The organism is Streptomyces sp. CG4, assembly GCF_041080655.1.
In the GTDB taxonomy this organism is placed as follows: Bacteria; Actinomycetota; Actinomycetes; order Streptomycetales; family Streptomycetaceae; genus Streptomyces.
The window spans coordinates 8,791,583-8,816,797 of record NZ_CP163525.1 but is presented as its reverse complement, the minus strand read 5'-3'; the positions used below and the strand labels follow the sequence as shown (position 1 = coordinate 8,816,797).

The following is a 25,215-nucleotide window of genomic DNA, read 5'->3' as shown; positions in this document are numbered from 1 at the left end:
ATCAGACTCCGACCATGGTCGCATGACCGTGTCCTCCACGTCTTCCCAGGTCAAGGGTGGTCCGCTGCCGTGGTCGGGGCTGCTGGCCCTGTCCTGCGCCGCGTTCACCGCCGTCATGACGGAACTCCTGCCGGCCGGACTGCTGCCCGCGATGGCGCCCCCGCTCGGGGTCGCCGAGTCCCGGATCGGCTTCCTGGTCACCGCCTACGCGGCGGCCTCCTTCCTGGCCGCGGTCCCCGTCACCGCGGCCCTGCGCGGGCTGCCGCGGCGCCCGGTGCTGTGCGGCGCCCTGCTCGGCTTCGCGGTCAGCGACGCACTGGTCGCGCTGTCCTCCTCGTACCCGCTCACCTTCGCGGCCCGGCTGCTGGCCGGTGCGACGGGCGGCACCCTGTGGGCGATGCTGGCCGGCTACGCGGCCCGGCTGGCGCCGGCCGAACGGCGTGGGCGAGCCATCGCGATCGTGCTCGCCGGGATCACGCTGGCCCTGTCGCTCGGGGTGCCCGCCGGTACCGCGCTGGCCGGTGCGGTGGGCTGGCGGGCCGCCTTCGCGACACTGGTCGCGCTCGCGGTGCTGCTCGTGGTCTGGATTCGGCTGCGCGTGCCCGGCTTCCCCGGCGAACCCGCGCACGCGCGCATGCCTCTCACCCGGGTCGCGCTCCGCCCCGGCATCCGCCCGGTGCTGTCGGTGACCCTGTTCCTGCTGCTCGGGCACCAGGTGATGTACACGTACGTCGCCCCGTTCGACGCGCATGCCGGGTACGGCCGTACGGGCCTGCTGCTCGCGGTGTTCGGGACGGCCACGGTGGCCGGGATCTGGGTCACCGGGGTGCTGATCGACCGGCAGCTGCGCGGCACGCTGCTGGCGGCGCTCGCGCTGTTCGCGGGGGTGCTGCTCGCCCTCGGCCTGGGTGCGCGGGCGCACGCGCTTCTGCTCGGCGCCGTGGCCCTGTGGGGCGTGGCCTTCGGCGGGGCGCCGACACTGATCCAGACCGCGCTGGTCGACGCCTCGGGACCGGCCGAGGCCGACGTGGCGACCGCGCTGCAGACGACGGTGTACAACGCGGGCATCGCCGCGGGCTCACTCACCGGCGGTGTGGCACTCGACGCGATGGGCGCCGGGGCCCTGCCCTGGACCGCCCTGCCACCGGCCCTGCTGGCGCTGGCGACGGTCACGGCGAGCCGCCGGCACGCCTTCCCGCCGCTGCGGCACACCGTTGCCCCAGAGGCAGAGGTGCCGACCGAGTCGGGCCCGATGGCCGGGGCGTGCACCGCCGGAGGTCATGCCGTGCGGCGGTCGGCGGGCGATGGGCAAGGACTGTGAACCGCGGCAAAGGACGGTGAACTGCGGCATCCGCGCCGCTGTGTGGCGCCGGCCGGGGAGGCGCTGGACGCCGGTGACGAGCGCTTCGGGCCGGTGCTCGTGGCGGCGGACGGCACCGTGCTCGCCGAGGACCGCAACCGGGTGACCGGCGGGGACGCCACCCGGCCTCCCGAGTTCGAGCCGGCCCGCTGGTCGGCCGGGCACTGACGCCCGAGGAGCGGGCCGCCCAACCGACGCGGTGGCCGGCCGAGTCGGGAGCACGCGAGGTGCCGGTGCGGCCGCTGCCCGTCCACGAGGTCGCGCCCGGCGTGGCCGTGGAGGGGCCGGTGCCCGAGCTGGTGGACCGGGTGCGGGCGCTGCACCGTCCCCGCTTCCGGTCGTAACTCCCTCGTCCCTCAGCCGAGTTCGAGGGTGGTGACGCCGAACACCCGGTGCTGCGCATGCTCGCGCACCGGCCCGGTGTACATGCGGGCGGTCTCGAACGAGGCCTGGAATCCGGCTTCTTCGGCGAGGGCGACACCGGTCGCGTTGGGCTCGGGCACGTCGATGGCCACGTCGCCTCCGGCGGCCTCGGCCGTGAGCGCGGCGAACAGGGCGCGGGCGTCGTCGGCGGTGTCCGCGAACAGGGGGCCGATGCGCAAGGAGTCGCGGCCGGGGCGGAGCACGCCGTAGCCGGTGAGACGGGTGCCGTCGTGGCGGACGAAGGCCCGGTGGCCGGGGCCGCCGAGCCACTCGGCGAGGAAGCGCGGACGGTCGGCCGGGTAGCAGGCGCTGTCGTAGGCGGTGATCGCGGCGAGGTCGGCGGGACCGGCCGGCCGCACGCCGGCGGGCACCTCGCTCTGCGGGGCGGTGCCGGTGAACCGGATGGTGCGGTAGGCGAGTTCGAACCCGGACTGGCGGTAGTTGTCCTGCTGGGCGACGACGCCGTCCAGGCCGACGGTGCGGTCGCCGGCGTGCGCGAGGGCGGTCTTCCAGGTGGTGAGGCCGTGGCCGTGGCCGCGCAGGTCGGGGCGGACGAGATAGCAGCCCAGGAAGGCGTAGTCCGAGCCGTAGTTCACCACGGAGATCGCCGACACGGGTTCCCCGTCGACGCGGCCGAGGAAGAACCCGTCGGGATCCTGTGCGAAGAACGCGGGCCCGTCGGCCAGTCCGGGATTCCAGCCCTCCGCCGCCGCCCATCCGGCGATCACCGGCCAGTCGGCGAGGGTGGCCTGGGTGACGACGAGGTCGTGGGGGGCCGCAGGGGTCATCGATACGCTCCATTTCCGTCGGGACCGGACTGCCGTTCCGTATCCTTCCGGATCAACGCGGGCCGCGCCACGGGGAGATCAGCCGCCCTGCACCGCGCTTCCCGGCCGTCCAGGGTGCGCAGCAGCGGACGCAGCGTCACGAGGACGAACACCCCGAAGACGCTGATGGGCAGCAGCCCGACCGGGCGCAGCAGGGCCACCGGATCCTGTGTCACCCAGGGCCAGTTGACGTACCAGTTGGCGAGGACGTCCAGCGTCATCACGACTCCGGCCGACCGGATGCCCACGGGCCGCATCCGCGCCGCGAGGACCGCGACCAGCGGGTCGAGGACGACCAGGGCGACGAAGAACACCTGCAACGGGACCGGAGCGAAGGCGGCGTAGGCGTGGAGCCCGCCCCGCGCCAGGTCGAGGCCATGGGCGCAGGTCCCTTCCAGGAATCCGCCGACGTACACCACGAGAGTCCGGCGCGCCCAGACCGGCAGTGCCCGCCATCGCCCACGTATGCCGTCCGTCACCGGGCCAACCTACTGCATCCGTTACGACCCGCCCGGCGGCGGCCTCGCGGACGCCGCCTCGACGCACGCGAAACGGACCCCACCGGGCCGGCGTCCGGTGGGGCCTTGGGGGTGGTGCGTCAGCTGGTGCGGCCGGGACGGAAGCGGCGGTAGAGGGCCGTGCCCGTGAGGAGCAGCGCGGCGCTGCCGGCGACGGCGGGGAAGGTGGTGTCCGTACCGGTGTGGGCCAGCGCGTACGCCGTCGGCTGCGGGGCCCGGCGCGGGCCGGGGTGGTGCTTCGTGGGGGCCTTCGGGGCCGGGTGGTGCGGGTGGTGGGGGGTGCGGGGCTGTCCGCCGGAGCCGTTGACCGAGCGGTTGCCGGTGGCGGGGTTGCCCACGCCGATCACGTTGACGCTGTTGCCGCTGACGTTCAGCGGCAGGTCGACGGGGAGCTGGATGCCGTTGCCGGCGAGCACGCCGGGCGAGCCCTTCGCTCCGCCGTGCGCGGACGCCCCGCCGGATGCCGACGCGCGGTCCTTTGCGGTGCCGTCGTCACGGTTCGCGCACGCGTTGCCGGCGGCCGGGTTGAGCAGCCCCACAGCGCTCACCGTGTTGCCGCACACGTTCACCGGCACATGCACCGGGAGCTGGATACTGTTGCCGGCGATCAGCCCCGGCGAGCCGGCCGCGGAGCCGTCGGCAGCCGCGCCGTCGGCCGCGAAGGCGGCGGACACCGGCAGCGCCACGGCCAGTGCCCCGGAGGCTGCGGCGACGGCGATCACGCCGTTACGGGTAGCCCGTCTCATAGGTTCCCTGCCTTCCAGACATCGTCACGGGCACGCGCCCGCACCCCGTAAAACGCCGACGAACCATCGGAGTTATGGCTAATCGGTCTTTCACCCCGTCGAGCGACACTGTTATCGAACTGCATGTAAAGCCGCTGAATGATCTCTTAACGGTGGGAGAGCGGGCGAAGGGTACGGCACCGGGTGCCGTCACGCTCGCCCGGAGGCGGCCCGTCCGAGCCCCGCTTATGATGATCCGAAGGGCGCCGTCCCCGGTCCGCGACAGGCGTCCCGGGAGGCGAACGATGCTGGCCAAGCTGTCCACACGGCCCGCCGTGCGGCGCTCCGCGGGTACCGGAGCCCTCACCCTGGCGCTGCTCGGAGCCGGGCTGCCCGCGGCCGCGGCCGACCGGCCACAGCCCGACCTGACCCGCTTCTACCGGCAGAAGGTGACGTGGACGGCCTGCACGGGCACGGACATGCCGAAGGACCTCCAGTGCGGCAAGGTCACCGTCCCGCTCGACTACGCCCGGCCCCGCGCCGGCACCCTCGATGTGGCGCTGGCCCGCTATCGGGCGACCGGGAAGAAGCAGGGCTCGGTGCTTTTGAACTTCGGCGGGCCCGGCGGTGCGGGCATCCCTGAACTGGCCGCCGACGGCAGGCAGTTCATGGATCTGACGAACGGCTACGACGTGGTCACCTTCGACCCGCGCGGCGTCGGCCGCTCCTCCCCCGTCAGCTGTGGCGAGGGCAGCGACGAGGCCGCGCAGGCGACGGACGACGACGCGGGCCTCACCCATCCCCAGGCGCTGCTCACGCAGTTGCGCAAGGCCGCCGACGAGTGCACCCGGCACTCCGGCCCCGTACTGCCGCACATAGGAACCGTGAACGCCTCCCGCGACCTGGACGTCATCCGTCAGGCCCTCGGCGACAAGAAGCTCAACTACCTCGGTTTCTCCTACGGCACCCGGCTCGGCGCGGTGTACGCGGCGCAGTTCCCGCACAAGGTCGGCCGGTTCGCCCTGGACGGCGTGGACACCCTGACCGAGCCGCTGTCCGAGCAGGGGGTGGTCGGCGCCGAGGGACAGCAGACCGCGCTGGACGATTTCCTGGACTGGTGTGCGACGGACGTCGCCTGTCCGTTCGGCCAGGACCGGCGGGCCGCCGGGGACCAGGTCGTGCGGCTGGTGCACTCGCTCGACGAGAATCCGGTCCCGAACGACTTCGGCGGCTCGTTCTCCGGACAGGACCTGGTGGGCGCCATCGGGCAGGCCCTTTACAGCAAGCGGCAGTGGCCCTCCCTGGAGCGCGCCCTGACCTCGCTGGTCCAGGACGGCGACACACGGGGCGTGCTGAACTTCGCCACCGGGGGTGCCGCCCCGTCCGGCGGGACGCGGAGCGGGAACGGCGGCCTGGTCGATCCGCAGGACGTCCCGACGGACAACCTGCCGGCCGCGCTGATGGCGATCAACTGCGCCGACGACCCGGACCGGCCCGACGCGGCACAGATCACCAAGGACCTGAAGAACCTGCTGGCCACGTACGAGCAGGCCTCGCCGGTCTTCGGCCGCTACCGGCTGACCCAGCTGCTCATGTGCTACGGCCGCGCCAAGGGCACCGACTTCATCCGCGACCGGGTCAAGGACGTCCACTCGGCGAAGATGCTGCTCGTGGGCACTCGGGGCGACCCGGCGACGCCGTACGAATGGACCACGGAGACGGCCGCACGGCTCGGCTCCTCGGCCGTCGTGCTGGACAACAGGGGCGACGGCCACACCGGATACACCTCCTCCAAGTGCGTGCACCAGAAGGCCGACGACTTCCTGCTCTACGGCTCCCTGCCGCCGAGCGGCAGCTCCTGCCCGGCGGACAAAACCGATTCGAGTGATACGACGCACACCACCAACTGATGACGGTGAGCGCGCAACCGGGTGTCAGGCCCGCATCCGGCACAACCTCCCGCCGTGCCCGGACGCCTCACCGGTCGGGCGCGCTTCGGCCGCCGCATCCCGATCCCGTACGTGCCCGTGACAGGGGGAGACCACCATGCGCGTCCGCGCAGCCGTCGCCCTACCCGCCGCCTCGGCCGCCGCGGTGGTCCTGCTGCTGGCCGCGCCGCAGAGCCAGGCCGCCACGGGCCACGACCAGCCCGTCCGCTGTGCCGAGCGGGCCCTGACGGTCCGGGCGAAGGCCGCGGCCGGTGATTCGGCCGTGGTCCGTGTGAGCGTCACCAACCGCGGCTCCCGCACGTGCCTCGTCGACCGGGTGCCCGTCGTGACCTTCGGGAACCTGGACGGCGCCGCGCTGCCGACGCCGGCGGGCAGCACCGGCGACTACCGGCTCGCGCCGGGCCGGACCGCCTACGCCGACGTCAGGACCATCGGCGACCCGGCGGACCCCGAGGCCCGCCGGGTGCACACCGTGACCGTGGCCGCCTCGGCCGCGCACCGGGGCCGCTCCTTCACCACCGAGCGGCTCGGCACCGGGAAGCGGGTCCTGGTGTGGGAGCCGGTGACGACGTGGTGGCAGCCCACCGCGGCGGCCGCGGACCGGGCCATCGGCCTCAGCTGAGGTTCACCTCGGGCGAGTAGGCGTCGATCCACTGCGCGAGGTCCAGGGTGCGCTCCAGCCCGCGCCGGCCGGCCTGGCTGCTGATCGGCGCCTCGCTTTCGGCGGCCGTGCGCAGCCGGTCGCGGTCGACGAGGTCGAAGACCCGGTGAGAGGGCCGCGCGAGCAGGTCCTTGACCTGTTCCTGGAGGGCTCGGGCGTACAGCGGGTCCTGGGTGGACGGGTACGGGCTCTTGACCCGGTCGTACACCGAGCGCGGCAGGACGTCGGCGGCCGCCTCCCGCAGCAGGCTCTTCTCCCGGCCGTCGAAGGACTTCAGGGCCCACGGGGCGTTGTAGACGTACTCGACGAGCCGGTGGTCGCAGAACGGCACCCGGACCTCCAGGCCGACGGCCATGCTCATCCGGTCCTTGCGGTCGAGCAGGATGCGGACGAACCGGGTCAGGTGCAGATGGCTGATCTGCCGCATCCGGTACTCGAAGTCGCTCTCGCCGTCGAGCCGGTCGACGCCGGCGACCGCGGTGCGATAGCCGTCGGCGATGTAGCCCTCCAGGTCCAGGGACTTGGTGACGTCGGAGCGCAGCACGCGGGAGTCGTCACCGAAGTCGCGGCCGAAGCGGACCAGCCACGGGAAGGTGTCGGCGCGCCGCGCCTCCTCGTCGAAGAACTGCAGATAGCCGCCGAAGACCTCGTCGGCGGACTCGCCGGACAGGGCCACCGTGGACTTCTCCCGGATGGCGCGGAAGAGCAGCAGCAGTGAGGCGTCCATGTCGCCGAAGCCCGCCGGCAGGTCGCGGGCGCGGATCACCCGCTCGCGCACGGCGGGGTCCGCGAGTGACTGCGGGTCCAGCACGATGTCCTGGTGCTCGGTGTCGGCGAGCTTGGCCACGTCGTGCACGAAGGGCGTGTCGGGGGTGCCGCGCAGTTCGTCGGCTATGAAGTTCTCGGTCTGGCCCACGAAGTCGACGGCGAAGCTGCGCACCCGCTCGCCCTGTGCGGCGAGTTGCCGGGCGGCGATCGCGGTCATCGCCGAGGAGTCGAGGCCGCCCGAGAGCAGGGTGCAGCGCGGCACGTCGGCGACCAGCTGACGGCGCACGATGTCGTCGAGCAGTGAGCGCACGGTGGTGATGGTGGTGTCGCGGTCGTCGGTGTGCGCACGGGTCTGAAGGCGCCAGTAGACGCGCGTCGACAGGCCCGAGCGGTCGACGGTGACGACCGTGCCGGGTTCGACCTCGCGCATGCCGTCCCAGATCCCGTGTCCGGGCGTCTTGATCATGACGAGCAGTTCCCTCAGCCCGTCCAGCGTCACCCGGCGGCGGGCCAGCGGGTTGGCGAGGATCGCCTTGGGCTCGGAGCCGAACAGGACGCCGTCGGCGGTGGGGTAGAAGTAGAACGGCTTGATGCCCATGCGGTCGCGGATCATGACGAGCTTGTCGCTCCGGCCGTCCCACACGGCGAAGGCGTACATCCCGTTGAGTCGTTCGGCGACCGCGTCCCCCCATTCGAGATAGCCGTGCAGGACGACCTCGGTGTCGGAGTCGGTGGTGAACCGGTGGCCGCGGCCTTCCAGTTCGCGGCGCAGTTCGGTGAAGTTGTACGCCTCCCCGGAGTACACCATCGCCACGGTTCCCTCGGCGGTCTCGAAGGACATCGGCTGACGGCCGCCCGGGAGGTCGATGATCGCGAGCCGGCGGTGGCCCAGGGCGGCCGGGCCCTGTACCCAGGTGCCGCGGTCGTCCGGGCCGCGGCAGGCCATCGTCTCGGTCATCGCATGCAATGTGGTGGCCTCGGTGGTCAGGTCACGGTCGAAGGAGATCCATCCAGTGATCCCGCACATGCGTTGCCTCCTGCTTCCGGCTTGCGGCCGGATTCGGCGCTCACCTGGGCTTTCCCGGGTGAGCCACGGACCGGCCAGCTAACCAGTTGTAAGTAGCATCTATATGACCAGCCTCCGTCGGTTGCCCGAGGCAGTCAACTTGGCCGTAACACGGACCACCCCTCCACCCTGATGGTTTCGGCCGTGTTTTGCTTGCGCGAAATCCCGTGCGGCCCACGCCACCGGGCCCGTGCCGTCACGAACCGGCCAGAGGCAAAAACTTCACCAAGCGCCGCATGGTTCAGCCCGATTCGCCCACAAACCGGGCCAACGCCGCCGTCAGCTCGGCCGGCTTCTCCAGCGGCAGCTCATGGCCCGCGTCGAGGATGCGGACGACCGCGTCCGGATAGGCCTTGGCCATCCGGAGCATCTGCCGCACCGGCAGCTGGACGTCGTGGTAGCCGTGCACCATCAGGGTGGGCGTGCGAATCTCGCCGGCCCGATCGAGGACGTCGAAGGCCCGCATCGCGCCGTACAGCGTCATCACGACCTCGCGCGGGGTCGCGGCGGAGGCGCGGATGTGCGCGCGGATCTCCTCGCGCGGATGACCGGGCGCGAAGGCGCGCTGGATGTTGGCGGCCACGAACAGCCGGTACGGCACCAGGGTGGAAGCAGCCATGAGCAGGCCCCGGCCACGGCTGTACGTCATCCGCGCGATGGAGCCCACCAGCGCCATCCGCTCCACCCGCTCGGGCTGGGTCAGCGCGATGGTCTGCGCGATCATCCCGCCCATCGAGTGGCCGACCAGCACGCACCGTTCGACCTCCAGATGGTCCAGGAGGGCCAGGACGTCCCGCGCCAGCTCCGCGATGGTGCGCACCCCCGCCCCGGTGCTCTCGCCGTGCCCGCGCAGGTCCAGCCGGATCACCCGGCGTCTCGCGCGAAAGTGCGCGATCTGGTGGTCCCAGCGGTGCCGGTCCGCGGTCCAGCCATGGACGAAGACCAGGGGCACCTCCGGCGCGTCGCGGGGGCCCTCGTCGTCGTACGTCAGGGCCGCTCCGTCGACTTCGAGCTGCGGCATGGGGCCTCCTGGGGGTGCGCTGCGGTCCGGTTACTGACGGGTACGGTAACCGGCCGCACGGCACCGCGTCACCGGCTCCGACCGGGGAATTCACGCGGCGGCCGGGGTCCGGGACACCCCGCATGCCGTACGCGTGAATCCGCCCTATCGTGCTGTCATGGAGCACGCACTGAGTCCCGCGACCCTGGCCGAACTGCGGCGCCCGCGGCCCTACCCGGCGGTGTCCGTGCTGACCCCGACGCACCGCCGCGAACCGGAGAACGGTCAGGACCCCGTCCGGCTGCGCAATGTCGTCACCGAGGCGCGCAAACGCCTGGAGGCCGACCCCGCCGTCACCCGTGAACGGCGCGCCGAGATCGAGAAACAGCTGGACCGCGCGCTGGCGGAAGTGGATCTGGCGCACGCCGAGGACGGCCTGGTGATCTTCGCCGCCCCCGGTGAGCACCAGGTCTGGTCGCTGGCCCGCACCGTCCCCGAGCGGGTGGTCTTCTCCGACACCTTCCTCACCCGCAACCTGGTCTCCGCACAGGCCGCCGAACGGCCCTTCTGGGTGCTGTCGGTCTCCGCCGACCGCGCCACCCTGTGGAGCGGTGGCCCCGACCGGGTCGTCGAGGAGCGCTTCGGCGGCTTCCCGCTGGTCCGCAGCCAGGAGAACTTCGACGCCGAGCGGCAGATGCAGATCGGCGACCAGCCGAGCACCTACAGCGACGAGGCCACACGCCGGTTCCTGCGCGAGGCGGACACCGCGCTGGAGGCGGTCCTGCGCGAGCAGCCCCGCCCGCTCTACGTCACCGGCGACCAGGCCGCGCTGTCCCTGCTGGACGAGGCCGGCAGTATCGCCAGGTCCGCCGTCCACGTCCCGCACGGGGGCCTGGCGCACGCCGACCCCAACGCCGTGTGGCAGGCCCTGCGACCGGTCCTCGATGACGAGGCCCGCAAGGACACCACCTCCGTCATCGACGAACTGACCTCGGCACGCGGACACAAGGCGTTCGCGGCCGGGGTGGACGAGCTGTGGCAGAACGCCCGGGAGGGCCGGGTCCGGCTGCTCGCCGTCGAGGAGAACTACCGCACGACCGTCCGCGACGACGGCGCCCACCTGGTGCCGGCCGAACCCGGCGACCTGGACGCCCGCGACGACATCGTGGACGAGATCGTCGAGCAGTGCCTGGAGACCGGCGCCGATGTCCGCTTCGTGCCCGACGGCACGCTGGGCGACGCGAACGGGATCGCGGGAGTCCTGCGGTACTGAGTCGGTACTGAGGCGCCCTCGGCTGCGATCCCCCGGTACTCGCCCGGACCCCTCCGGCACTCCCCCGGCGGCGCTCCCTGCGCGGCGTACGCTACGGCGTGATCGTCGGCGTAAGGGAGCGCGCGCACATGGGTGACCTGCTGGGAGTGGCGGTACTGGGTGCCGGACACATGGGCGCCGACCACATACGACGTCTCGACCAAGTGGTCAGCGGAGCACAGGTCATGGCGGTGGCCGACCCCGATGTCGAGCGGGCGAAGGATGCCGTGGCCGGCATCGATTCAGTGACCGTGCACCAGGACCCGGTGGCCGCGCTGGACGCGCCCGGGGTCGCGGCCGTGCTGATCGCCTCCCCCGGCCCGGCCCATGAGGAGGCCCTGCTCGCCGCCTTCGCCCGCGGACTGCCGGTGCTGTGCGAGAAGCCCATGGTGCCGGACTCCACCGGTGCGCTGCGGATCGTGGAGGCCGAGGCACGGCTGGGCCGCCGGCTGGCCCAGATCGGCTTCATGCGCCGCTACGACAGCGAGTACCGCCGGCTCAAGGCACTGCTGGACGGCGGCAGCCTCGGCCGGCCCCTGATGCTGCACTGCACCCACCGCAACGTCTCCTCGCCGGAGCACTTCACCAGCGCCATGCTCATCAACAGCTCGGTCTCGCACGAGATCGACGCGGCCCGCTGGCTGCTCGGGCAGGAGCTGACGGCGGTGACCGTGCTGCGTCCCACGCCGTCCGCGGGCGCCCCCGAGGGCCTGCTCGATCCGCAGTTCGTGCTGTTCGAGACCGCGGCGGGCGCACTCGTCGACGTCGAGGTGTTCGTGAACTGCGGCTTCGGCTACCAGGTGCGCTGCGAGGCCGTGTGCGAGCGGGGCAGCGCCCGGATCGGCGCCGAGCACACCATGGTGGTCACCACGGCGGGCGACGCCCGCGAGGAGGTGGCACAGGACTACCTCGTCCGCTTCGCCGGCGCCTACGACCGCGAGGTCCAGGCCTGGGTCGACGCCACCCGGCGGGGCCGGGTCACCGGCCCGAGCGTGTGGGACGGGTACGCGGCGTCCGTCGTCGCCGAGGCGGGGGTCCGGGCGCTGGAGACCGGCGGCCGGGTGACCGTCGAGCTCGCCCCGCGCCCGGACCTGTACGACCCCTGCGCCGGGGTCAGCCGCTGACGCTCGCGGCGCCCGTCTCCAGGTGCCCGGTGAACCGGCGCGACCAGGTCGCGTCGGAGTCGACGGTCACCGTGAAGTCGTACCAGCCGTTCTGGTACGCGACGGCGTTGAAGAAGTCCTCCGTCGAGCCGCCCGCGGCGACGGTGTAGGTCCAGGGACCGTCACCGCGGTAGTGGTGGGAGGTGATGGTGAACTTCACCGACGACGAACCGGAGTTGGCCATCTTGAAGTAGATCGCGAGCTTGCCGGTGCCCGGCTCGACCGCGTAACGGGTGCTCACCTCCACCGACCTGCCCGCCCTGGTCGCGTCGCCCTGGAAGCGGCGCAGGAAGCGGTTGGGGCCGACCATGGTCACGTCGTACTTGCCGCCGCCGAAGCCCGTGCCGATGTTGAAGTAGTCGGAGGCGGTGCCGCCCGCGTCGACCGTGTACTGGAACGGCGTGGTGTCGCGGTAGGCGTTGGGGTGGATGGAGAAGTGGGCCGCCCGGGACGCCTGCGCGCCCTGGTTGGTCATGGTGAACCAGGCGAGGGTCTTGCCCGCCGCGTCGAACTCCAGGTGGTCCAGGTATCCGTTCGGCTGGTAGGGCAGCGCGCGGGCCGGGCGGGTGCCGGGCTCCTGGGCGGGCAGGGCGTTGTCCGTCGGCACCGGGTTGGGCAGCGGGCCGCAGGTGTCGATGCCGATGACGCTGGTCGCGGGCAGGGAGACCGGGCCGTAGACCGGGTTCGCAAAGTCGAAGACGCCGGTCAGGTCGCCGCTCACCTTGCGCCGCCAGTCGCTGATGTTGGCGCACTGGACGGGCTTGCCGAGGGCCGAGGTCCAGGTCTCCAGGAAACGCAGCACCGAGGTGTGCTCGAAGACCTCCGAGGAGACCCAGCCGCCGCGCGTCCAGGGCGAGATGACGAGCATCGGGACCCGGAAGCCGAAGCCGTACGGCACCCCGTTCAGGAACTCCCCGGCCGTTCCGGCGGGCGGCGACGGCGGGGGCACGTGGTCGAAGTAGCCGTCGTTCTCGTCGTAGTTGAGGAACAGGACGGTCGAGTCGAAGACGTCCTGGTCGGCGGCGAGGGCCTGGTAGACGAGGTTGACGAAGTGGGCGCCGTCGCCGGGCGGGGCGTAGGGGTGCTCGGAGAAGGCCTGGTTGGGGACGACCCAGGAGACCTGTGGGAGGGTGCCCGCGAGCACGTCGGCCTTGATGGCGGCGGCGATGTCGTCGGGGGTGGAGCCGGTCACCTTGGGCACCGAGGACATGCCGCGGTCGTACAGCGGGTCGCCCGCCTTGGCGTTGGCGAAGTTCTTGAAGTAGGCGCAGCCGTTGTCACCGTAGTTGTCGGCCGCGTTCTGGTAGACCTTCCAGCTCACCCCGGCGGCCTGCAGCGCCTCGGCGTAGGTCTGCCAGGTCAGGCCGGACTCGTCGCCGCCGTCGTAGCTGGAGGAGTCGACCTTGCCGCTCCACAGGTAGGTGCGGTTGGGGCCGGTCGCGCTGAGCGTGGAGCAGAAGTAGGCGTCGCAGATGGTGTAGTTGTCGGCGAGCGCGTAGTGGAAGGGGATGTCGGAGCGGTCCAGGTAACCGAGCGAGCGGACGTTGCCGACGCCCGCGACCCAGTTGTCCATCCGGCCCTTGTTCCACGCGGAGTGCTGCGAGGACCACGAGTGGGGCAGGTCGCCGTTGCACTGGGCGAGGGTCTCGCCGTCCTTGCCGCCCGCGTCCGGGGTCGCGCTGAGCTTCCACGGGTACTGACGGCCCAGCCCGTTGGGCTGGTTGAAGACCGGGTTGCCGCCGCTCAGCGTGATGCCGCTGCGGTCGTCGAAACCGCGCACGCCCTTCAGCCGGCCGAAGTAGTGGTCGAAGCTGCGGTTCTCCTGCATGAGGATCACCACGTGCTGTACGTCCTTGATCGTGCCGGTCGCCGTCGTCGCCGCCGCGGCCGCGGCCGTGGTGCGTGTGCCGGCGCCCAGCGCCACACCCGCCGCCACGGATGCGCCGAGTCCCACGAAGCCTCTTCGGCTGATCGGTGTCATTGGCCCCGTCCTCGTCACCGGAGTGCCCTTGCGGCACACCGCGCGCCAGGGTGCACGGGGTGATGGTCGGGGTCCATACCGATGCGGTGAGGCGGAGGTGAACAGAAGTCAAAGTCGGCCGGGGGCTCTTCACACCCCGCCGAACAGGGCGCTCAAGCCGCGCTCCACCACCCCCGACAGATCCTCCTGTCCGACGGGCACCGCCGCGTAGGTGCGCAGCAGGAAGCGGCGCAGCGCGGACGCGGGGAACTGGAGCAGGGCCAGGCCGTGCGGCGAGTGGAACTCCAGCACCGTCCGCGTACGCCCGTACGGCCAGATCTGCACGTCCCCGTGGCCGGCCGGGGCCCGCAGCCCCTGGTCCAGCAGGGAGCGCGCGAAGACCCAGCTGACCTCCTCGCCCTCCAGAGCGGCCTCGGCGGGAAAATCCACGAAGACGGCCAGGGGGTCGTCCGTGGAGTACCGCAGCGTGGCCGACACGGGGATCTCCTCGTCGTCGGCGGTGATCAGCCGGGCCTGGGCGGACTCTTCGACAGTGATGGCATCCATGTCTTTATGGACTCCGCGAAGGCACTTCACATGCCACCAAATCCGGTCAGAGTTCGGCGGGTACAAGACGGGAAGGACGCAGGGGAACAGAGGAGCGACGAACACACGACTGAGCGCCGGGCGCCCGCGCCCCGCTTGCAGCAACTCCCTTAGGATCTCTACGACTTGGCTCGTGATGCGCGTACGTCATTCGTGTGCCGGGATCGCTCCGGGGAGACTCTGGCATATGCCGGAAGCACCACCGTATCGTGTGTTGCCAAATCCCTTACGGGGCGTCGCGGGCTGTGCCACAGTCGTAACGGTCCCCGTCCCCCTTGGCCGTATCGTCCCCATCGGAGTGCGTCATGCCGTCTCCAGTCTCCGCGGACCGCTCAGCCGCCCAGCCACCCGGACACGGCTCGGTCGAGGCGTTGATCACGCAGACGCGGCGACTCAAGGGTGACGTGGACGCCGTACGGCGGGACACCCCGAGCGACGGCGCGGACCCGGAGGAACGCTGGCAGCGCGCCCTGTACGACCTCGCGCTGCACCAACTCGACGACCTGGACGCCCACTTGGCCCAGCTCCGGGACGGCCCGCACACCGAGTCGGCCGCTCCGGCGGAACCCGCCGGGTCGCTCGTCGTCCGGCCCGTGCCGACCGCCGCCCCGAGCGGCTCGCTGCTCAGCCGGGTCGGCAGCGCGGAGTGGGACCTGCTGACGGACGCGGCGACCTGGTCCGGCGAGCTGTACCAGATCCTCGGCCTCGCCCCGGACGCCCCCGCCCTCACCCTGGACGAACTGCCCTCCCTGGTCCTGGAAGAGGACCGGCCGAAACTGACCGCGATGGTGACGGACTGCCTGGTCGACGGCAAACCCATCGACGGCGAGTTCCGTGTCGTCCGGCCCGACGGCCTCGTCCGGGCTGTGCACATGATGGGCGAACCCGTGCTCGGCGCCGACGGCGGCACCGCCTCGATGTGGGCCGTGCTGCGAGACGTCAGCGAACTGCGGCGCAGCCAACGGACGGTGCGCGAGACCCGTGACTCGCTGCAGCGCCGGCGCCGGCAGGAGCAGACCGAGCACCGGATCGCGGTCGAGCTGCAGGAAGCCGTGCTACCGCCATGGCGCGGCTCCCTGCGGCTCCCGCACCAGGGCCCGCGCACCCTCGACCTCGCCGCCCACCGCCTCCCCGCGGCCACGCCCACGCTGATCGGCGGCGACTGGTACGACGCGCTGGAACTGTCCGACGGCGAGACCCTGCTCAGCGTCGGTGATCTCACCGGGCACGGGGTGTCCGTCGCCTCCGGCATGGCGATGCTGCTCGGTGCCGTACGCGGCATGGCGCTGGCCGGCACCCGGCCCGGTGAACTGCTCGGCATGGTCAACCAGTTACTGGACGCCACCGTGCAGCCCGCCCTCGGCAGCGCCGTCTGCTGCCGCTACCGGCCCGAGTCGCACACACTCGTCTGGGCGCAGGCAGGACACCCCGCCCCGCTGCTGTACCGCGACGGGACGGGGCGCCTGCTCGACGCACCCGACGGTGTCCTGCTCGGCGCCACCTCGGGCGCCGTCTACGGGCAGGCCGTCGAGGCACTGCGGCCGGGCGACCTCCTGCTGCTGCACACGGACGGGCTGGTGCCGGGGCACGGCCCGGCCGCGGCCGCGGAGCGCCTGCTCGGCCTCGCCCCGCGGTTCGGCGCGGCGCGCACCGCGCAGGACTGCGTACGGACGCTGGTCGAGGAGTTCGGCGGAGCCGGACGCGAGGACGACGCGTGTGTGCTCGTCGCCAAGGTCACCGCGTGAGCCGGACCATGGGTTGTCGAGGGATCATGAGTTGTTAAGGCTAGAGCTCTTGCCGGAGTGAGCCGGCGCACGGGCCTGATGCCTGTGCGCTCACGCCTGTGCGCTGCGCGTGCCCTTGGCCCTCGGCTTGGGCAGGGCGAGCCGGATCTCCTCCCGCAGTTGGTGGATCTTCGGATAGCCGGCGTACTCCGCGGTCAGCCGGTACATCTGGCGCAGCCGGTCCCAGGTGCGACGGGAGGAGTTCGAGCCCATCGACATCAGGGCCAGCCGTGCGTAGCGGTCGGCCTGTTCGGGGTCGTCGGCCAGGAAGCAGGCCGACGCCATGGACAGATGGTCGAAGATCTTCGACCGCTCCCGCCCGTCGACGCGCAGCGCGAGTGCCTTCTCCGCGTAGTACTGGGCTTGCGCGGCCTCGCTCGGGTCGAACTCGGCCAGCGTGCGGTAGGCGAGGGCCTGCATGCCGTACAGGTCCTCGTCCTTGAAGGTCTGCATCCAGTCCAGTGGTTCGGCCTGGCCCCGCTGGGCGACGAACATGTCCTCCGCCTGCCCGAGGGTGCGGCGCATGGCCTGCCCCTTGCCCATCGACGCCTGTGCCCAGGCCTCGATGGTGTGGAACATCGCCTTGGTGCGCGGCTGCAGACCGTCACCGGCGCCGGACTGGGCGAGCTTCATCAGGTCCAGTGCGTCGTCGGGCCGGCCGAGGTGCACCATCTGCCGGGCCGCCCGGGACAGCGCCTCACCGGCGCGCGGCCGGTCCCCGCCCTCACGGGCGGCATGGGCGGCGATGACGAAGTACTTCTGCGCCGTGGGCTCCAGGCCGACGTCGTGCGACATCCAGCCGGCGAGGACGGCGAGGTTGGCGGCGACGCCCCACAGGCGGCGCTGGAGATGGGGTGGATGGTGGTAGGCGAGCATGCCGCCCACCTCGTTGAGCTGGCCCACGACCGCCTTGCGCTGAAGCCCGCCGCCACGGGCCGCGTCCCAGGCACGGAACACCTCGACCGAGCGTTCCAGTTCCTCGATCTCCTGCGACCCGATGGGGGCGGCCTCATAGCGGTCGAACCCGGCGGGGTCGGCGTGCAGGGGGTCGTCGAGGACGGGGGCGTCGGCCTTCAGGGCCGGGTCGGTGTGCAACCAGTCGTACATGGCGCTGCTGAGTGCGGATCCCGCGGCGAGCGCGGCACCCGCGCCCACCAAGCCGCGTCGGTTGAGCATGAGGTCCATTCCCGTGAATTCGGTGAGGACCGCGGCGGTACGTTCGGGCGCCCACGGCACGCCGTCGGGATGTTCCTCGATCCCGTCGCCCTGCCGTCTTCCCGCACGCCCGTGCCGCACCAGACCGAGGTCCTCGATGGTCACGACACGGCCGAGACGCTCGGTGAACAGGGCCGCCAGCACCCGCGGCACCGGATCGCGCGGGATCTCTCCCATGTCGATCCACCGCCGCACCCGGGAGGTGTCGGTCGACAACTGGGGGTGGCCCATGGCCGCCGCCTGCTTGTTGACCAGCCTCGCGAGTTCACCCTTGGACCAGCCGGCCAGGCCGAACAGGTCCGCCAGGCGGGTGTTGGGTTGTCCGCTCACGTCAAGCCCCCAGGTTCTCGGCTGAGTTGACAGTAGCCCGGCAGAAGTTGCCGGGCGACTATTCGCCAGGGTTCGCCAGGGTCCGCCAGATGGTGTGCCACGGGGCATCGGGTGTCGAGTAGGAACGCGCCACCCCGACCCGGTCGCCGACTCAGTACGACAGGTGCATTCCCCAGGGTGCACCCCGGCGGCCGGGCCGGGCAGGCGCGCGCTCGCAGTGCATGCGAACGGAGTACGGGCTCCCCCGAGCGCCGGCCTCGCGCATATGCACCGGGCACGGAACCACAGGCAGGCACCGCAGGCACACGAAGGGATCTGTATCTCCCATGTACGCAGCATCGTCCTCCGTGTCCGCCCCGCCCCGGCCGCTGCGTCCCCGCCCCACGGGCGGCGGGCCGTACCTCGACCCGGTGGCGCGTCCGGGCGGACCCGTACCGGTCGCGGGCCGGCCCCGGCGGGTCCCGGGGCAGCCCGGTACCCAACCGCTCAGCGGGAGACTCGACTTGTCCGGTCCCCAGGGCGCGCAGCTGCGCACCGCGATCGCCTCGGTGCACCGGATCTGTCCGGAGTTCTCTCCGGTGCAGGTGCTGCGGCGCAGCGGACGGTCCGTCCTTCTGGTCGGGACGACAGGGCGGAGCACGGCCGTCGCCAAGTGTCTGCTGGACCACTCACCTGCCTGGGCCGAGCGGAGCCGGCACGAAATAGCCGCATACCGCTCGTTCGTCCGGCACCGGCCCCCGGTCCGCGTGCCCCGGCTGATCGCGGCGGACCCGGACAACTGCACCCTGGTGATCGAGCGGGCGCCGGGCCGCGTGGCGGCGCTGCAGCGGCATCCGGCGGAGGCGCCGCCGCGCGCGGACATCCGGGCAGCGCTGGGCGCGCTGTGCCGGCTGAACTCCTGGCGGCCCCCGGCGGGCACCTTCGACATGCCCCTGGACTACGGCGCCCGGATCTCCCGGTACCACGAGCTGGGCCTGCTCACCGACCGGGACCTCGGCGACCTGCAGAAACTGCTGCACGGCATCGCCCACGAGGTCGGCCGGCACGGCATGCTCCAGTTCAACCACGGCGACGCCCTGCTGTCGAACATCCTGCTGTCACCGGCCGGTCCAGTGCTGGTGGACTGGGAGCACGCGGGCTGGTATCTGCCGGGGTACGACCTGGCGACACTGTGGCTGGTCCTCGGGGACGCGCCGGTGGCCCGGCGGCAGATCAGCCAGATCGCCCAGTCGGCGGGCCCGGCCTCCCGGGACGCCTTCCTGGTCAACCTGATGCTGCTGCTGACCCGGGAGATCCGCAGGTACGAGACGGCCGTGCAGCGTTCGATGCACGACGCGGCTCCGGCGGCACCGGGCCTGGCCCACCCGGGTGCCGCGCCGTCCGGCGAGGAACAGCGGCTGCTGCTCAGGCGGCTGCACGACGACTGCCAGATGGCCCGCAAGGCCGTCCGAGCGGCGGTCGGCACTCGCTGACGGGGACGAAGGTCCGCGGTGCGCCAGAGCGGCGGCGCACCGCGGACCTTCGCACATCCGGGCGCCGTTCGCACGTCAGAGCCCGAAGGACGCACTGGTGTACGCCAGTGACGCCCCGCAGGCCCGGACGCCCCCGTCGCGAAACTCGCCGAACCCCTGCGTGACATGGGAAATCGCCGTCCTGAAGGCATCATTGACGGATCGTCGGCCAGCCGGTACCACTGACCCAGCTCGGCGCCGCACGCCCCGCCACGCCCGCCCGTCACAGGAGGCCGCTTTGCGAGGTCACGCCACGCACTCCCCGTCCATCCCCGGCCACAGACAACTGCGGCGGGTCGCCGTCCCGTTGGCTTCCGCGGCCCTGCTGCTGCCGCTGCTCGGCGCGGCTCCCGCCTCCGGCTCTCCGGGCCCCTCCGCGGACCGGCTGCAGCGGGCGTTCGCCTCCGCCGCGGCCGAGTACCACGTGCCGCAGAGCGTTCTGCTGGCCGTCTCGTATCTCCAGTCCCGCTGGGACTGGCACGCGGGCGCACCGAGCGTGAGCGGCGGCTACGGCCCGATGCATCTCACGGACGCCCGGACCGCGATCGCCGCCGCGGAGCAGCTCACCGGGGGCGCGGAAGACGCCCGCGGTGACGGCTCCCGCACCGCCCTGCACCCGGACGCCAAGGTGCCGACCGAGTCCGCGCTGCCCGCCCGGTTGAAGACGCTGGCGAAGGCCGCGCAGCTGAGCGGTCTGCCGGCCGCGGAGCTGCGCACCGACCCGGCGGCGAACGTGGCCGGCGGCGCCGCCCTGCTCGCCGCCGCGCAGAAGGAGCTGGGCGAGCCGCTGAGCGCCGACCCGGCCGACTGGTACGCGGCGGTGGCCCGCTTCTCCGGCGCCGACGACACCGCGACCGCAGCGGCGTACGCCAACGACGTGTACGACGTCCTGCGCACGGGTGAGGAGCGCACCACGGACGACGGCCAGCAGGTCGCGCTCGCGGCCCTGCCACGGCTGAACCCCGTCATCGCCCAGCTGAGGCGGGCGGGCCTGCGCACCCTGCCGACGGACGGGGTCGAGTGCCCCGGCTCGGTGTCGTGCGAGGCGGTGTGGGCGCCGTACGCCCAGTTCGGGACCGACGGCTACGGCAACCACGACCTCGGCGACCGCCCGGTGTCGCAGCCCATCAAGTACATCGTCATCCATGACACGGAGGGCACCTGGGACGGGGTGCTGAACCTGATCCAGGACCCGACCTATGTGTCGTGGAACTACACCGTGCGCTCCACGGACGGTCTGATCGCCCAGCACGTCAAGGCGAAGGACGTGGCCTGGCACGCGGGCAACTGGGACATCAACGCGCGGTCCATCGGCATCGAGCACGAAGGCTTCCTCGCCAACCCGGACGCCTGGTACACGGAGGCGATGTACCGGTCCTCGGCCCGGCTGGTGAAGTACCTGAGCCGGAAGTACGACATCCCGCTCGACCGGCAGCACATCCTCGGCCACGAGAACGTGCCCGGTCCGACCACGTCCACGATCCCCGGCATGCACACGGACCCGGGCCCGTACTGGGACTGGCGGCACTACTTCCAGCTGCTGGGCCACCCGTTCAGGCGCACCGCCGGCAAGCGGTCCGGGCTGGTGACGATCCTGCCCGACTACGCCACGAACCAACCGGCGTACACGGGCTGCGCCACCAAGGGCGAGCCGTGCCCGGCGCACGGCTCCGGCGAGGTGCGGCTCTACTCGGACCACGACGTGAACGCGCCGCTGATCAAGGACATCGGCATGAACGCGGACCCGACCATCGATGTGAACGACCTGTCCTCCCGGGTCTCCACCGGTCAGCAGTACGCGGTCGCGGACCGCTGGGGCGACTGGACCGCGATCTGGTACCTGGGCCAGAAGGCCTGGTTCCAGAATCCGCGCACGGCACCGACGGCGGTGCCCGCCAAGGGGCTCGTTCTCACGCCGAAGGAGGGCCTCGCGAGCATCCCGGTGTACGGCAGGGCCTATCCGGAGAAGGAGGCCTATCCGGCAGGCGTCCCCGCGCAGTCGGTCGTGCCGCTGCCGTACACGGTCCCGGCCGGACAGGAGTACGTGGTCGGTGACGAGGTGCCGGGCGAGTACGACTACTCGGTCACCTTCACCACCGACTCGCACCGGGTCGTGGTGGGCAAGGACCTGTACTACGAGATCCAGTACGGCCACCGGGTCGGCTTCGTCCGCGCCGCGGACGTGACCCTCGAACGCGCGGGCCACTAGGGCCTGTCCGGCGGATCAGGTCGCAGGAAATCGACAGCGCCTTATGAGCTCAGGTGAGCGGGGGCTGGTGCGTCCAGCTGCAAGGCGGAGGAGGGCGGCGACGCGATGGGGGTCCCCCCGCGCGAGCGAAGCCGAGCGTGGGGGAGTCGGCAACCGACGACAACGCCGCTGGGGGTGCCCCCACGCCCTTAAGGCAGTGGGGGAGGGCGTGCCAGCCCTCGCGTCTGCGACAGGATCCGCCGGACAGGCCCTAGCCGCGCGGGTGGTCTCAGCCCTGCTGGAAAAGCTCCGCCGGGAGCGGCTTCAGCAGGGCGTACAGGTCGTCGGTGATGGGGCGGTCCCAGGCGGCGATGGTGACGAGGACGCCGTCGCTGCGGTCGAACTGGACGCAGGAGATCCGGGACTCGGACAGCTTGAGCCGCCGCACGATGAGCAGGTTGTCGCCCTGGAGGACCGGCGTGTCCTCGACGCCGACGACGGTGACCTCCTCGTCGTTCTCCAGCGCCAGCAGCAGCTGACCCACCTCGAAGGGGATCTCGCCCTCGGCGACCTCGCGGGCCGGTGAGCCCTCCGGCAGATTGCCGATGATCATGGCGGGGCCGCGGCCGCCGAAGAGGTCGTAGCGCAGGAAGACACCCTGGCAGGTGCCGTCGGGGGCGGGCAGCAGGCCCGCGCCGAGGTTGCCCGGCCAGTCGCCCGGGTCCATGGCCAGCACGTCGAAGTCGGGTCCGGCGGGGGTGGCGCTGCGGCGGCGGAGGAACGACATGCGGCCATGGTACGTGCCTGCGCTGCCGTGGGTGGCGTGTGGGCTCCCGGGCGATCCGCTGGGCAGGGCCTAGTCCAGCGGGCAGCTGGTGAGCAGGGTGGCCGGGGTGGCGGCGGCCGGGCGCGGGACGGTGTGGTCGGCGGGCGGGAGGCCGGTGCCGGCGATCCAGCGTTCGAGCGCCTCGAAGGCCGAGCGATGACAGGGCACCATCGGACGCAGCCGGTCGGGGAAGGCGTCCACCAGGGAGTCGGTGTGCGTGCCGCCCTGAATGCGGTAGTAGCGGAGCAGGGCGCCGCGCCCGGCCGCATGCACCATGCGTGCGTAGACGTCGGAGTCCTCGCTGATCGGGAGCAGTACGTCGAGGGTGCCCTGGAGGGTGATCAGCGGTTTGCCGATGCGTCCGGTGAGGGCGATCCGGTCGACCGCGCGGTGGACGGCGGCGGGGCGGGCCGCGTAGTCGTAGTCGGCGTCGCAGGCGGGTGTGCCGGGGCGGCAGAACGGGGTGCCGGCCTCGGTGGCACCGTCGTAGCCAGGGTCGAGTTCCTCGCGGTAGATGCGCTGGGTGAGGTCCCAGTAGACCTGGTAGTGGTACGGCCACAGGAACTCCGAGCCGGCCGGGAAGCCGGCCCGGTGCAGGGCGGCCCGGGCTTCGGCGGCCGCGGTGCCGCCGCCTGCGTACGTGGGGTAGTCGCGCAGCGCGGCCGGCAGGAAGGTGAGCGGGTTGGGGCCGGCGGTGCGCCAGAGGGTGCCTTCCCAGTCGACTCCGCCGTCGTACAGCTCGGGGTGGTGCTCCAGTTGCCAGCGGACGAGGTAGCCGCCGTTGGACAGGCCGGTGGCGATGGTGCGGGCCGGGGGCCGGTGGTAGCGCTGGGCGACCACGGTGCGGGCCGCGCGGGTGAGCTGGGTGAGGCGGTCGTTCCATTCCGCGATGGCGTCGCCGGGCCGGAGGCCGTCGCGGTAGAAGGCGGTGCCGGTGTTGCCCTTGTCGGTGGCGGCGTAGGCGTAGCCGCGGGCGAGCACCCAGTCGGCGATGGCCCGGTCGTTCGCGTACTGCTCCCGGTTGCCGGGCGTGCCGGCGACGACCAGGCCGCCGTTCCGGTGGTCGGGCAGCCGGATGACGAACTGGGCGTCGTGGTGCCGGCCGTGCTCGGTGTTGGTGGTGGAGGTGTCCGGGAAGTAGCCGTCGATCTGGATGCCGGGGACACCGCTGGGGGTGGGCAGGTCCTTGGGGGTGAGACCGGCGTAGTCGGCCGGGTCGGTGTGGCCGGAGGCCACGGTGCCGGCGGTGGTGAGCTCGTCCAGGCAGTCGGCCTGTTGCCGTGCGGCGCCTGGCACCCGCAGGTGGGTGCGGCCGGCGCAGTGGCCGTCCGGTGTGCCGCTGGTGGCTGCGGTGGCCGGGTTGGTCAGGAGCAGACAGGCCGCGGTGAGCGACAGAGCGTGGAGCGTGGCTCGGCGTGGGCGGCGTCCAGGTGGTGTGGTGGGCATCGGGGTTCCTCCGGCGGTGGGTGGACGCGCTGGAGGCTAGGGGCGATATGGGTGTCCGGGACATGTGTGGGGCCGCCAGGACGGCGGCCCCCGCAACGGTGCCGGACACCACCATGTCCGGCGTGGCTGACCCTCTGTCAGGGGCAGCCGTTGTCGGCAATGGTGTAGTAGCCCGTGGGTGACTCCTTCAAGGTGTGGGTGACGAAGGTGTTGTACAGGCCCATGTTCTGCTGGGACCCCTTGGCGTAGGTGGAGCCACCGCTGGTGGTGGCCCGTCCGGCTTGCACCTGGGCGTAGTTGCTCGCCGTCCAGCAGGCGGCGCCGCCGCCACCGCCTCCGCCGCCCGGATCGGAGGTGTCCAGGCCGAAGAACCGGGCGATCCAGTAGCTGGAGCAGATCGAGCCCGGGAAGTAGGGGGCGCCGGTGCTGCCGCACTGCTGGGTGCCGGTGCCCGGGTCCACCGGGGTGCCGTGGCCGATGCCGGGAACCCGGTCGACCTCGACGGCTACCGTGCCGTCGGCGGCCAGGTACTGGTCCTGCCGGGTGGCGTCGGGGCCGATGGTCGTGGTGCGGGTCGGGTTCTGGGTGAGGCCGTGCAGGGCCGTCCACTGGTCGCGCAGCTCCGTGGCGTTGCGCGGGACGACGGTGGTGTCCTGGTCGCCGTACCAGACGGCCGTGCGCGGCCACGGCCCGGTGTACGACGGATCGGCGTCGCGTACGCGCTGTGCCCACTCGGCGGGGCTCAGCTCCACGCCGGGGTTCATGCACACGTAGGGGCTGTTGTCCTTGGTGCAGTCGTAGGGCAGGCCCGCGACGATGGCGCCGGCGGAGAAGACGTCGGGGTAGGTGGCGAGCATGACGGCGGTCATGGCGCCGCCCGCGGACAGACCGGTGACGTAGATCCGCTGGGGATCGGCGCCGTAGGCGGTCACGGCCTGGCCGGCCATCTGCCGGATGGAGAGCACCTCGCCCTGGCCGCGCCGATTGTCCGTGGTCTGGAACCAGTTGAAGCACTGGCTCGGGTTGTTGGCGGTGGAGGTCTGCGCGAACACCAGCAGAAAGCCGTCCCGGTCGGCGAGTTGGGGCAGGCCGGAGTTGTCGGCATAGACCTGCGCGCTCTGGGTGCAGCCGTGCAGGGCGACCACGACCGGCGGGTGTGCGGGCAGCGACGCGGGCCGGTACACATACATGGTGAGGGCGCCCGGGTTGGATCCGAAGCCGCTGACCTCGGTGAGCGCCACGGAGGCTCGGGCCGCGGGCAGGGGGCCGGCGAGCGCGGTGCCCAGGACTACGGCGACGACGGCGAGGAGGCGGGGCAGGAAGCGCGGCAACGAGCGCGCACGGGGCGGCGCTCCGGGCGCCTTTCGGAACATGGGCAGGGGCATGAGCGGCTCCTTCCGAGGACACACGGCCCGGCCGCTCGTGCGCGGGTCGGCGCCTGGAGCGCCGGGCGTGGCGGAACCGTATGGACGCGTGTGGCCCGGCACCATGGCGCGGGACACCACCGCCGGGTCCGTGCCGGTCGCCACCGGACGCATTGCGGGGCGCCACAGGGTCTGCTACGTCGGCATGGCCGT

19 protein-coding genes and 1 pseudogene are annotated in these 25,215 nt (G+C 72.2%); 9 read left to right on the top strand and 11 right to left on the bottom strand.

All coding sequences use genetic code 11. The annotated features are described in order from the left end of the window. The first annotated feature begins 22 nt into the window (after positions 1–22). Together AB5L52_RS40630 and AB5L52_RS40625 are read left to right on the top strand one after the other, a co-directional pair. Complete coding sequence (locus AB5L52_RS40630; protein ID WP_369368225.1) at positions 23–1,321, top strand: MFS transporter; 1,299 nt, start codon at positions 23–25, stop codon at positions 1,319–1,321. A 21-nt stretch (positions 1,322–1,342) separates the two neighbouring features. Continuing rightward, positions 1,343–1,704, top strand: a pseudogene (locus AB5L52_RS40625) (nucleoside deaminase). 12 nt (positions 1,705–1,716) lie between these two features. On the opposite strand, the gene AB5L52_RS40620 reads toward AB5L52_RS40625, so the two are convergent. The 3 genes from AB5L52_RS40620 to AB5L52_RS40610 form a co-directional block, all read right to left on the bottom strand. Further along, positions 1,717–2,571, bottom strand: coding sequence for a GNAT family N-acetyltransferase (locus AB5L52_RS40620; RefSeq protein ID WP_351018497.1), 855 nt, complete (start codon positions 2,569–2,571; stop codon positions 1,717–1,719). Further along, the gene (locus AB5L52_RS40615; RefSeq protein WP_369368224.1) at positions 2,568–3,089 is read right to left on the bottom strand and encodes a hypothetical protein; all 522 of its coding nucleotides are present in this window, start codon (positions 3,087–3,089) and stop codon (positions 2,568–2,570) included. The genes AB5L52_RS40620 and AB5L52_RS40615 overlap by 4 nt, the downstream gene beginning before the upstream one ends. A 119-nt stretch (positions 3,090–3,208) precedes the next feature. Next, on the bottom strand, positions 3,209–3,874 hold the full coding sequence (locus AB5L52_RS40610) for a chaplin (RefSeq protein WP_369368223.1): 666 nt from the start codon (positions 3,872–3,874) through the stop codon (positions 3,209–3,211). A gap of 284 nt (positions 3,875–4,158) precedes the next feature. On the opposite strand from AB5L52_RS40610, the gene AB5L52_RS40605 reads away from it, so the two are divergent. Both AB5L52_RS40605 and AB5L52_RS40600 read left to right on the top strand, forming a co-directional pair. Further along, on the top strand, positions 4,159–5,763 hold the full coding sequence (locus AB5L52_RS40605) for an alpha/beta hydrolase (protein ID WP_369368222.1): 1,605 nt from the start codon (positions 4,159–4,161) through the stop codon (positions 5,761–5,763). Between the two features lie 136 nt (positions 5,764–5,899). Further along, positions 5,900–6,424, top strand: coding sequence for a DUF4232 domain-containing protein (locus AB5L52_RS40600; RefSeq protein ID WP_351018509.1), 525 nt, complete (start codon positions 5,900–5,902; stop codon positions 6,422–6,424). Here AB5L52_RS40600 and asnB read toward each other — a convergent pair. Both asnB and AB5L52_RS40590 read right to left on the bottom strand, forming a co-directional pair. Further along, positions 6,417–8,258, bottom strand: coding sequence for an asparagine synthase (glutamine-hydrolyzing) (gene asnB / locus AB5L52_RS40595; protein WP_369368221.1), 1,842 nt, complete (start codon positions 8,256–8,258; stop codon positions 6,417–6,419). The two genes, AB5L52_RS40600 and asnB, sit on opposite strands and share 8 nt — an antisense overlap. Positions 8,259–8,538: 280 nt before the next feature. Continuing rightward, a complete protein-coding gene (locus tag AB5L52_RS40590) occupies positions 8,539–9,318 on the bottom strand; it encodes an alpha/beta fold hydrolase (RefSeq protein ID WP_351018515.1) in 780 nt (259 codons plus the stop codon). A gap of 157 nt (positions 9,319–9,475) precedes the next feature. On the opposite strand from AB5L52_RS40590, the gene AB5L52_RS40585 reads away from it, so the two are divergent. Together AB5L52_RS40585 and AB5L52_RS40580 are read left to right on the top strand one after the other, a co-directional pair. Next, positions 9,476–10,570: a chemotaxis protein gene (locus AB5L52_RS40585; RefSeq protein ID WP_369368220.1), complete on the top strand. Its 1,095-nt coding sequence runs from the start codon at positions 9,476–9,478 to the stop codon at positions 10,568–10,570. Positions 10,571–10,698: 128 nt separating this feature from the next. Beyond that, entirely contained in the window at positions 10,699–11,733 is a 1,035-nt protein-coding gene (locus tag AB5L52_RS40580; RefSeq protein WP_351562408.1) for a Gfo/Idh/MocA family oxidoreductase, read from the top strand. Here the strand turns inward: AB5L52_RS40580 and AB5L52_RS40575 are convergent. Next, complete coding sequence (locus tag AB5L52_RS40575) at positions 11,723–13,753, bottom strand: phosphocholine-specific phospholipase C (protein ID WP_369368219.1); 2,031 nt, start codon at positions 13,751–13,753, stop codon at positions 11,723–11,725. The genes AB5L52_RS40580 and AB5L52_RS40575 overlap by 11 nt on opposite strands. Before the next feature lie 129 nt (positions 13,754–13,882). Beyond that, positions 13,883–14,299: an SsgA family sporulation/cell division regulator gene (locus AB5L52_RS40570; RefSeq protein WP_351018525.1), complete on the bottom strand. Its 417-nt coding sequence runs from the start codon at positions 14,297–14,299 to the stop codon at positions 13,883–13,885. A gap of 344 nt (positions 14,300–14,643) precedes the next feature. On the opposite strand from AB5L52_RS40570, the gene AB5L52_RS40565 reads away from it, so the two are divergent. Next, entirely contained in the window at positions 14,644–16,083 is a 1,440-nt protein-coding gene (locus AB5L52_RS40565) for a PP2C family protein-serine/threonine phosphatase (RefSeq protein WP_369368218.1), read from the top strand. A gap of 90 nt (positions 16,084–16,173) precedes the next feature. On the opposite strand, the gene AB5L52_RS40560 is transcribed toward AB5L52_RS40565, so the two are convergent. Beyond that, positions 16,174–17,667 carry a hypothetical protein gene (locus tag AB5L52_RS40560; protein ID WP_351018530.1) on the bottom strand — a complete coding sequence of 498 codons (1,494 nt, stop codon included), beginning with the start codon at positions 17,665–17,667 and terminating at the stop codon, positions 16,174–16,176. Positions 17,668–17,993: 326 nt separating this feature from the next. On the opposite strand from AB5L52_RS40560, the gene AB5L52_RS40555 reads away from it, so the two are divergent. Both AB5L52_RS40555 and AB5L52_RS40550 read left to right on the top strand, forming a co-directional pair. Continuing rightward, positions 17,994–19,139, top strand: a complete 1,146-nt coding sequence (locus tag AB5L52_RS40555; RefSeq protein WP_351018533.1) for an aminoglycoside phosphotransferase family protein — start codon at positions 17,994–17,996, stop codon at positions 19,137–19,139. A 277-nt stretch (positions 19,140–19,416) separates the two neighbouring features. Further along, the gene (locus AB5L52_RS40550; RefSeq protein ID WP_369368216.1) at positions 19,417–21,387 is read left to right on the top strand and encodes an N-acetylmuramoyl-L-alanine amidase; all 1,971 of its coding nucleotides are present in this window, start codon (positions 19,417–19,419) and stop codon (positions 21,385–21,387) included. 268 nt (positions 21,388–21,655) lie between these two features. Here AB5L52_RS40550 and AB5L52_RS40545 read toward each other — a convergent pair whose 3' ends face one another. The 3 genes from AB5L52_RS40545 to AB5L52_RS40535 form a co-directional block, all read right to left on the bottom strand. Further along, the gene (locus AB5L52_RS40545) at positions 21,656–22,153 is read right to left on the bottom strand and encodes a hypothetical protein (RefSeq protein ID WP_030339601.1); all 498 of its coding nucleotides are present in this window, start codon (positions 22,151–22,153) and stop codon (positions 21,656–21,658) included. A 69-nt stretch (positions 22,154–22,222) separates the two neighbouring features. Then, positions 22,223–23,638: a 3-hydroxybutyrate oligomer hydrolase family protein gene (locus AB5L52_RS40540; protein WP_369368215.1), complete on the bottom strand. Its 1,416-nt coding sequence runs from the start codon at positions 23,636–23,638 to the stop codon at positions 22,223–22,225. Between the two features lie 137 nt (positions 23,639–23,775). Next, positions 23,776–25,023, bottom strand: a complete 1,248-nt coding sequence (locus tag AB5L52_RS40535; RefSeq protein ID WP_369368214.1) for a PHB depolymerase family esterase — start codon at positions 25,021–25,023, stop codon at positions 23,776–23,778. Positions 25,024–25,215 lie beyond the last annotated feature (192 nt).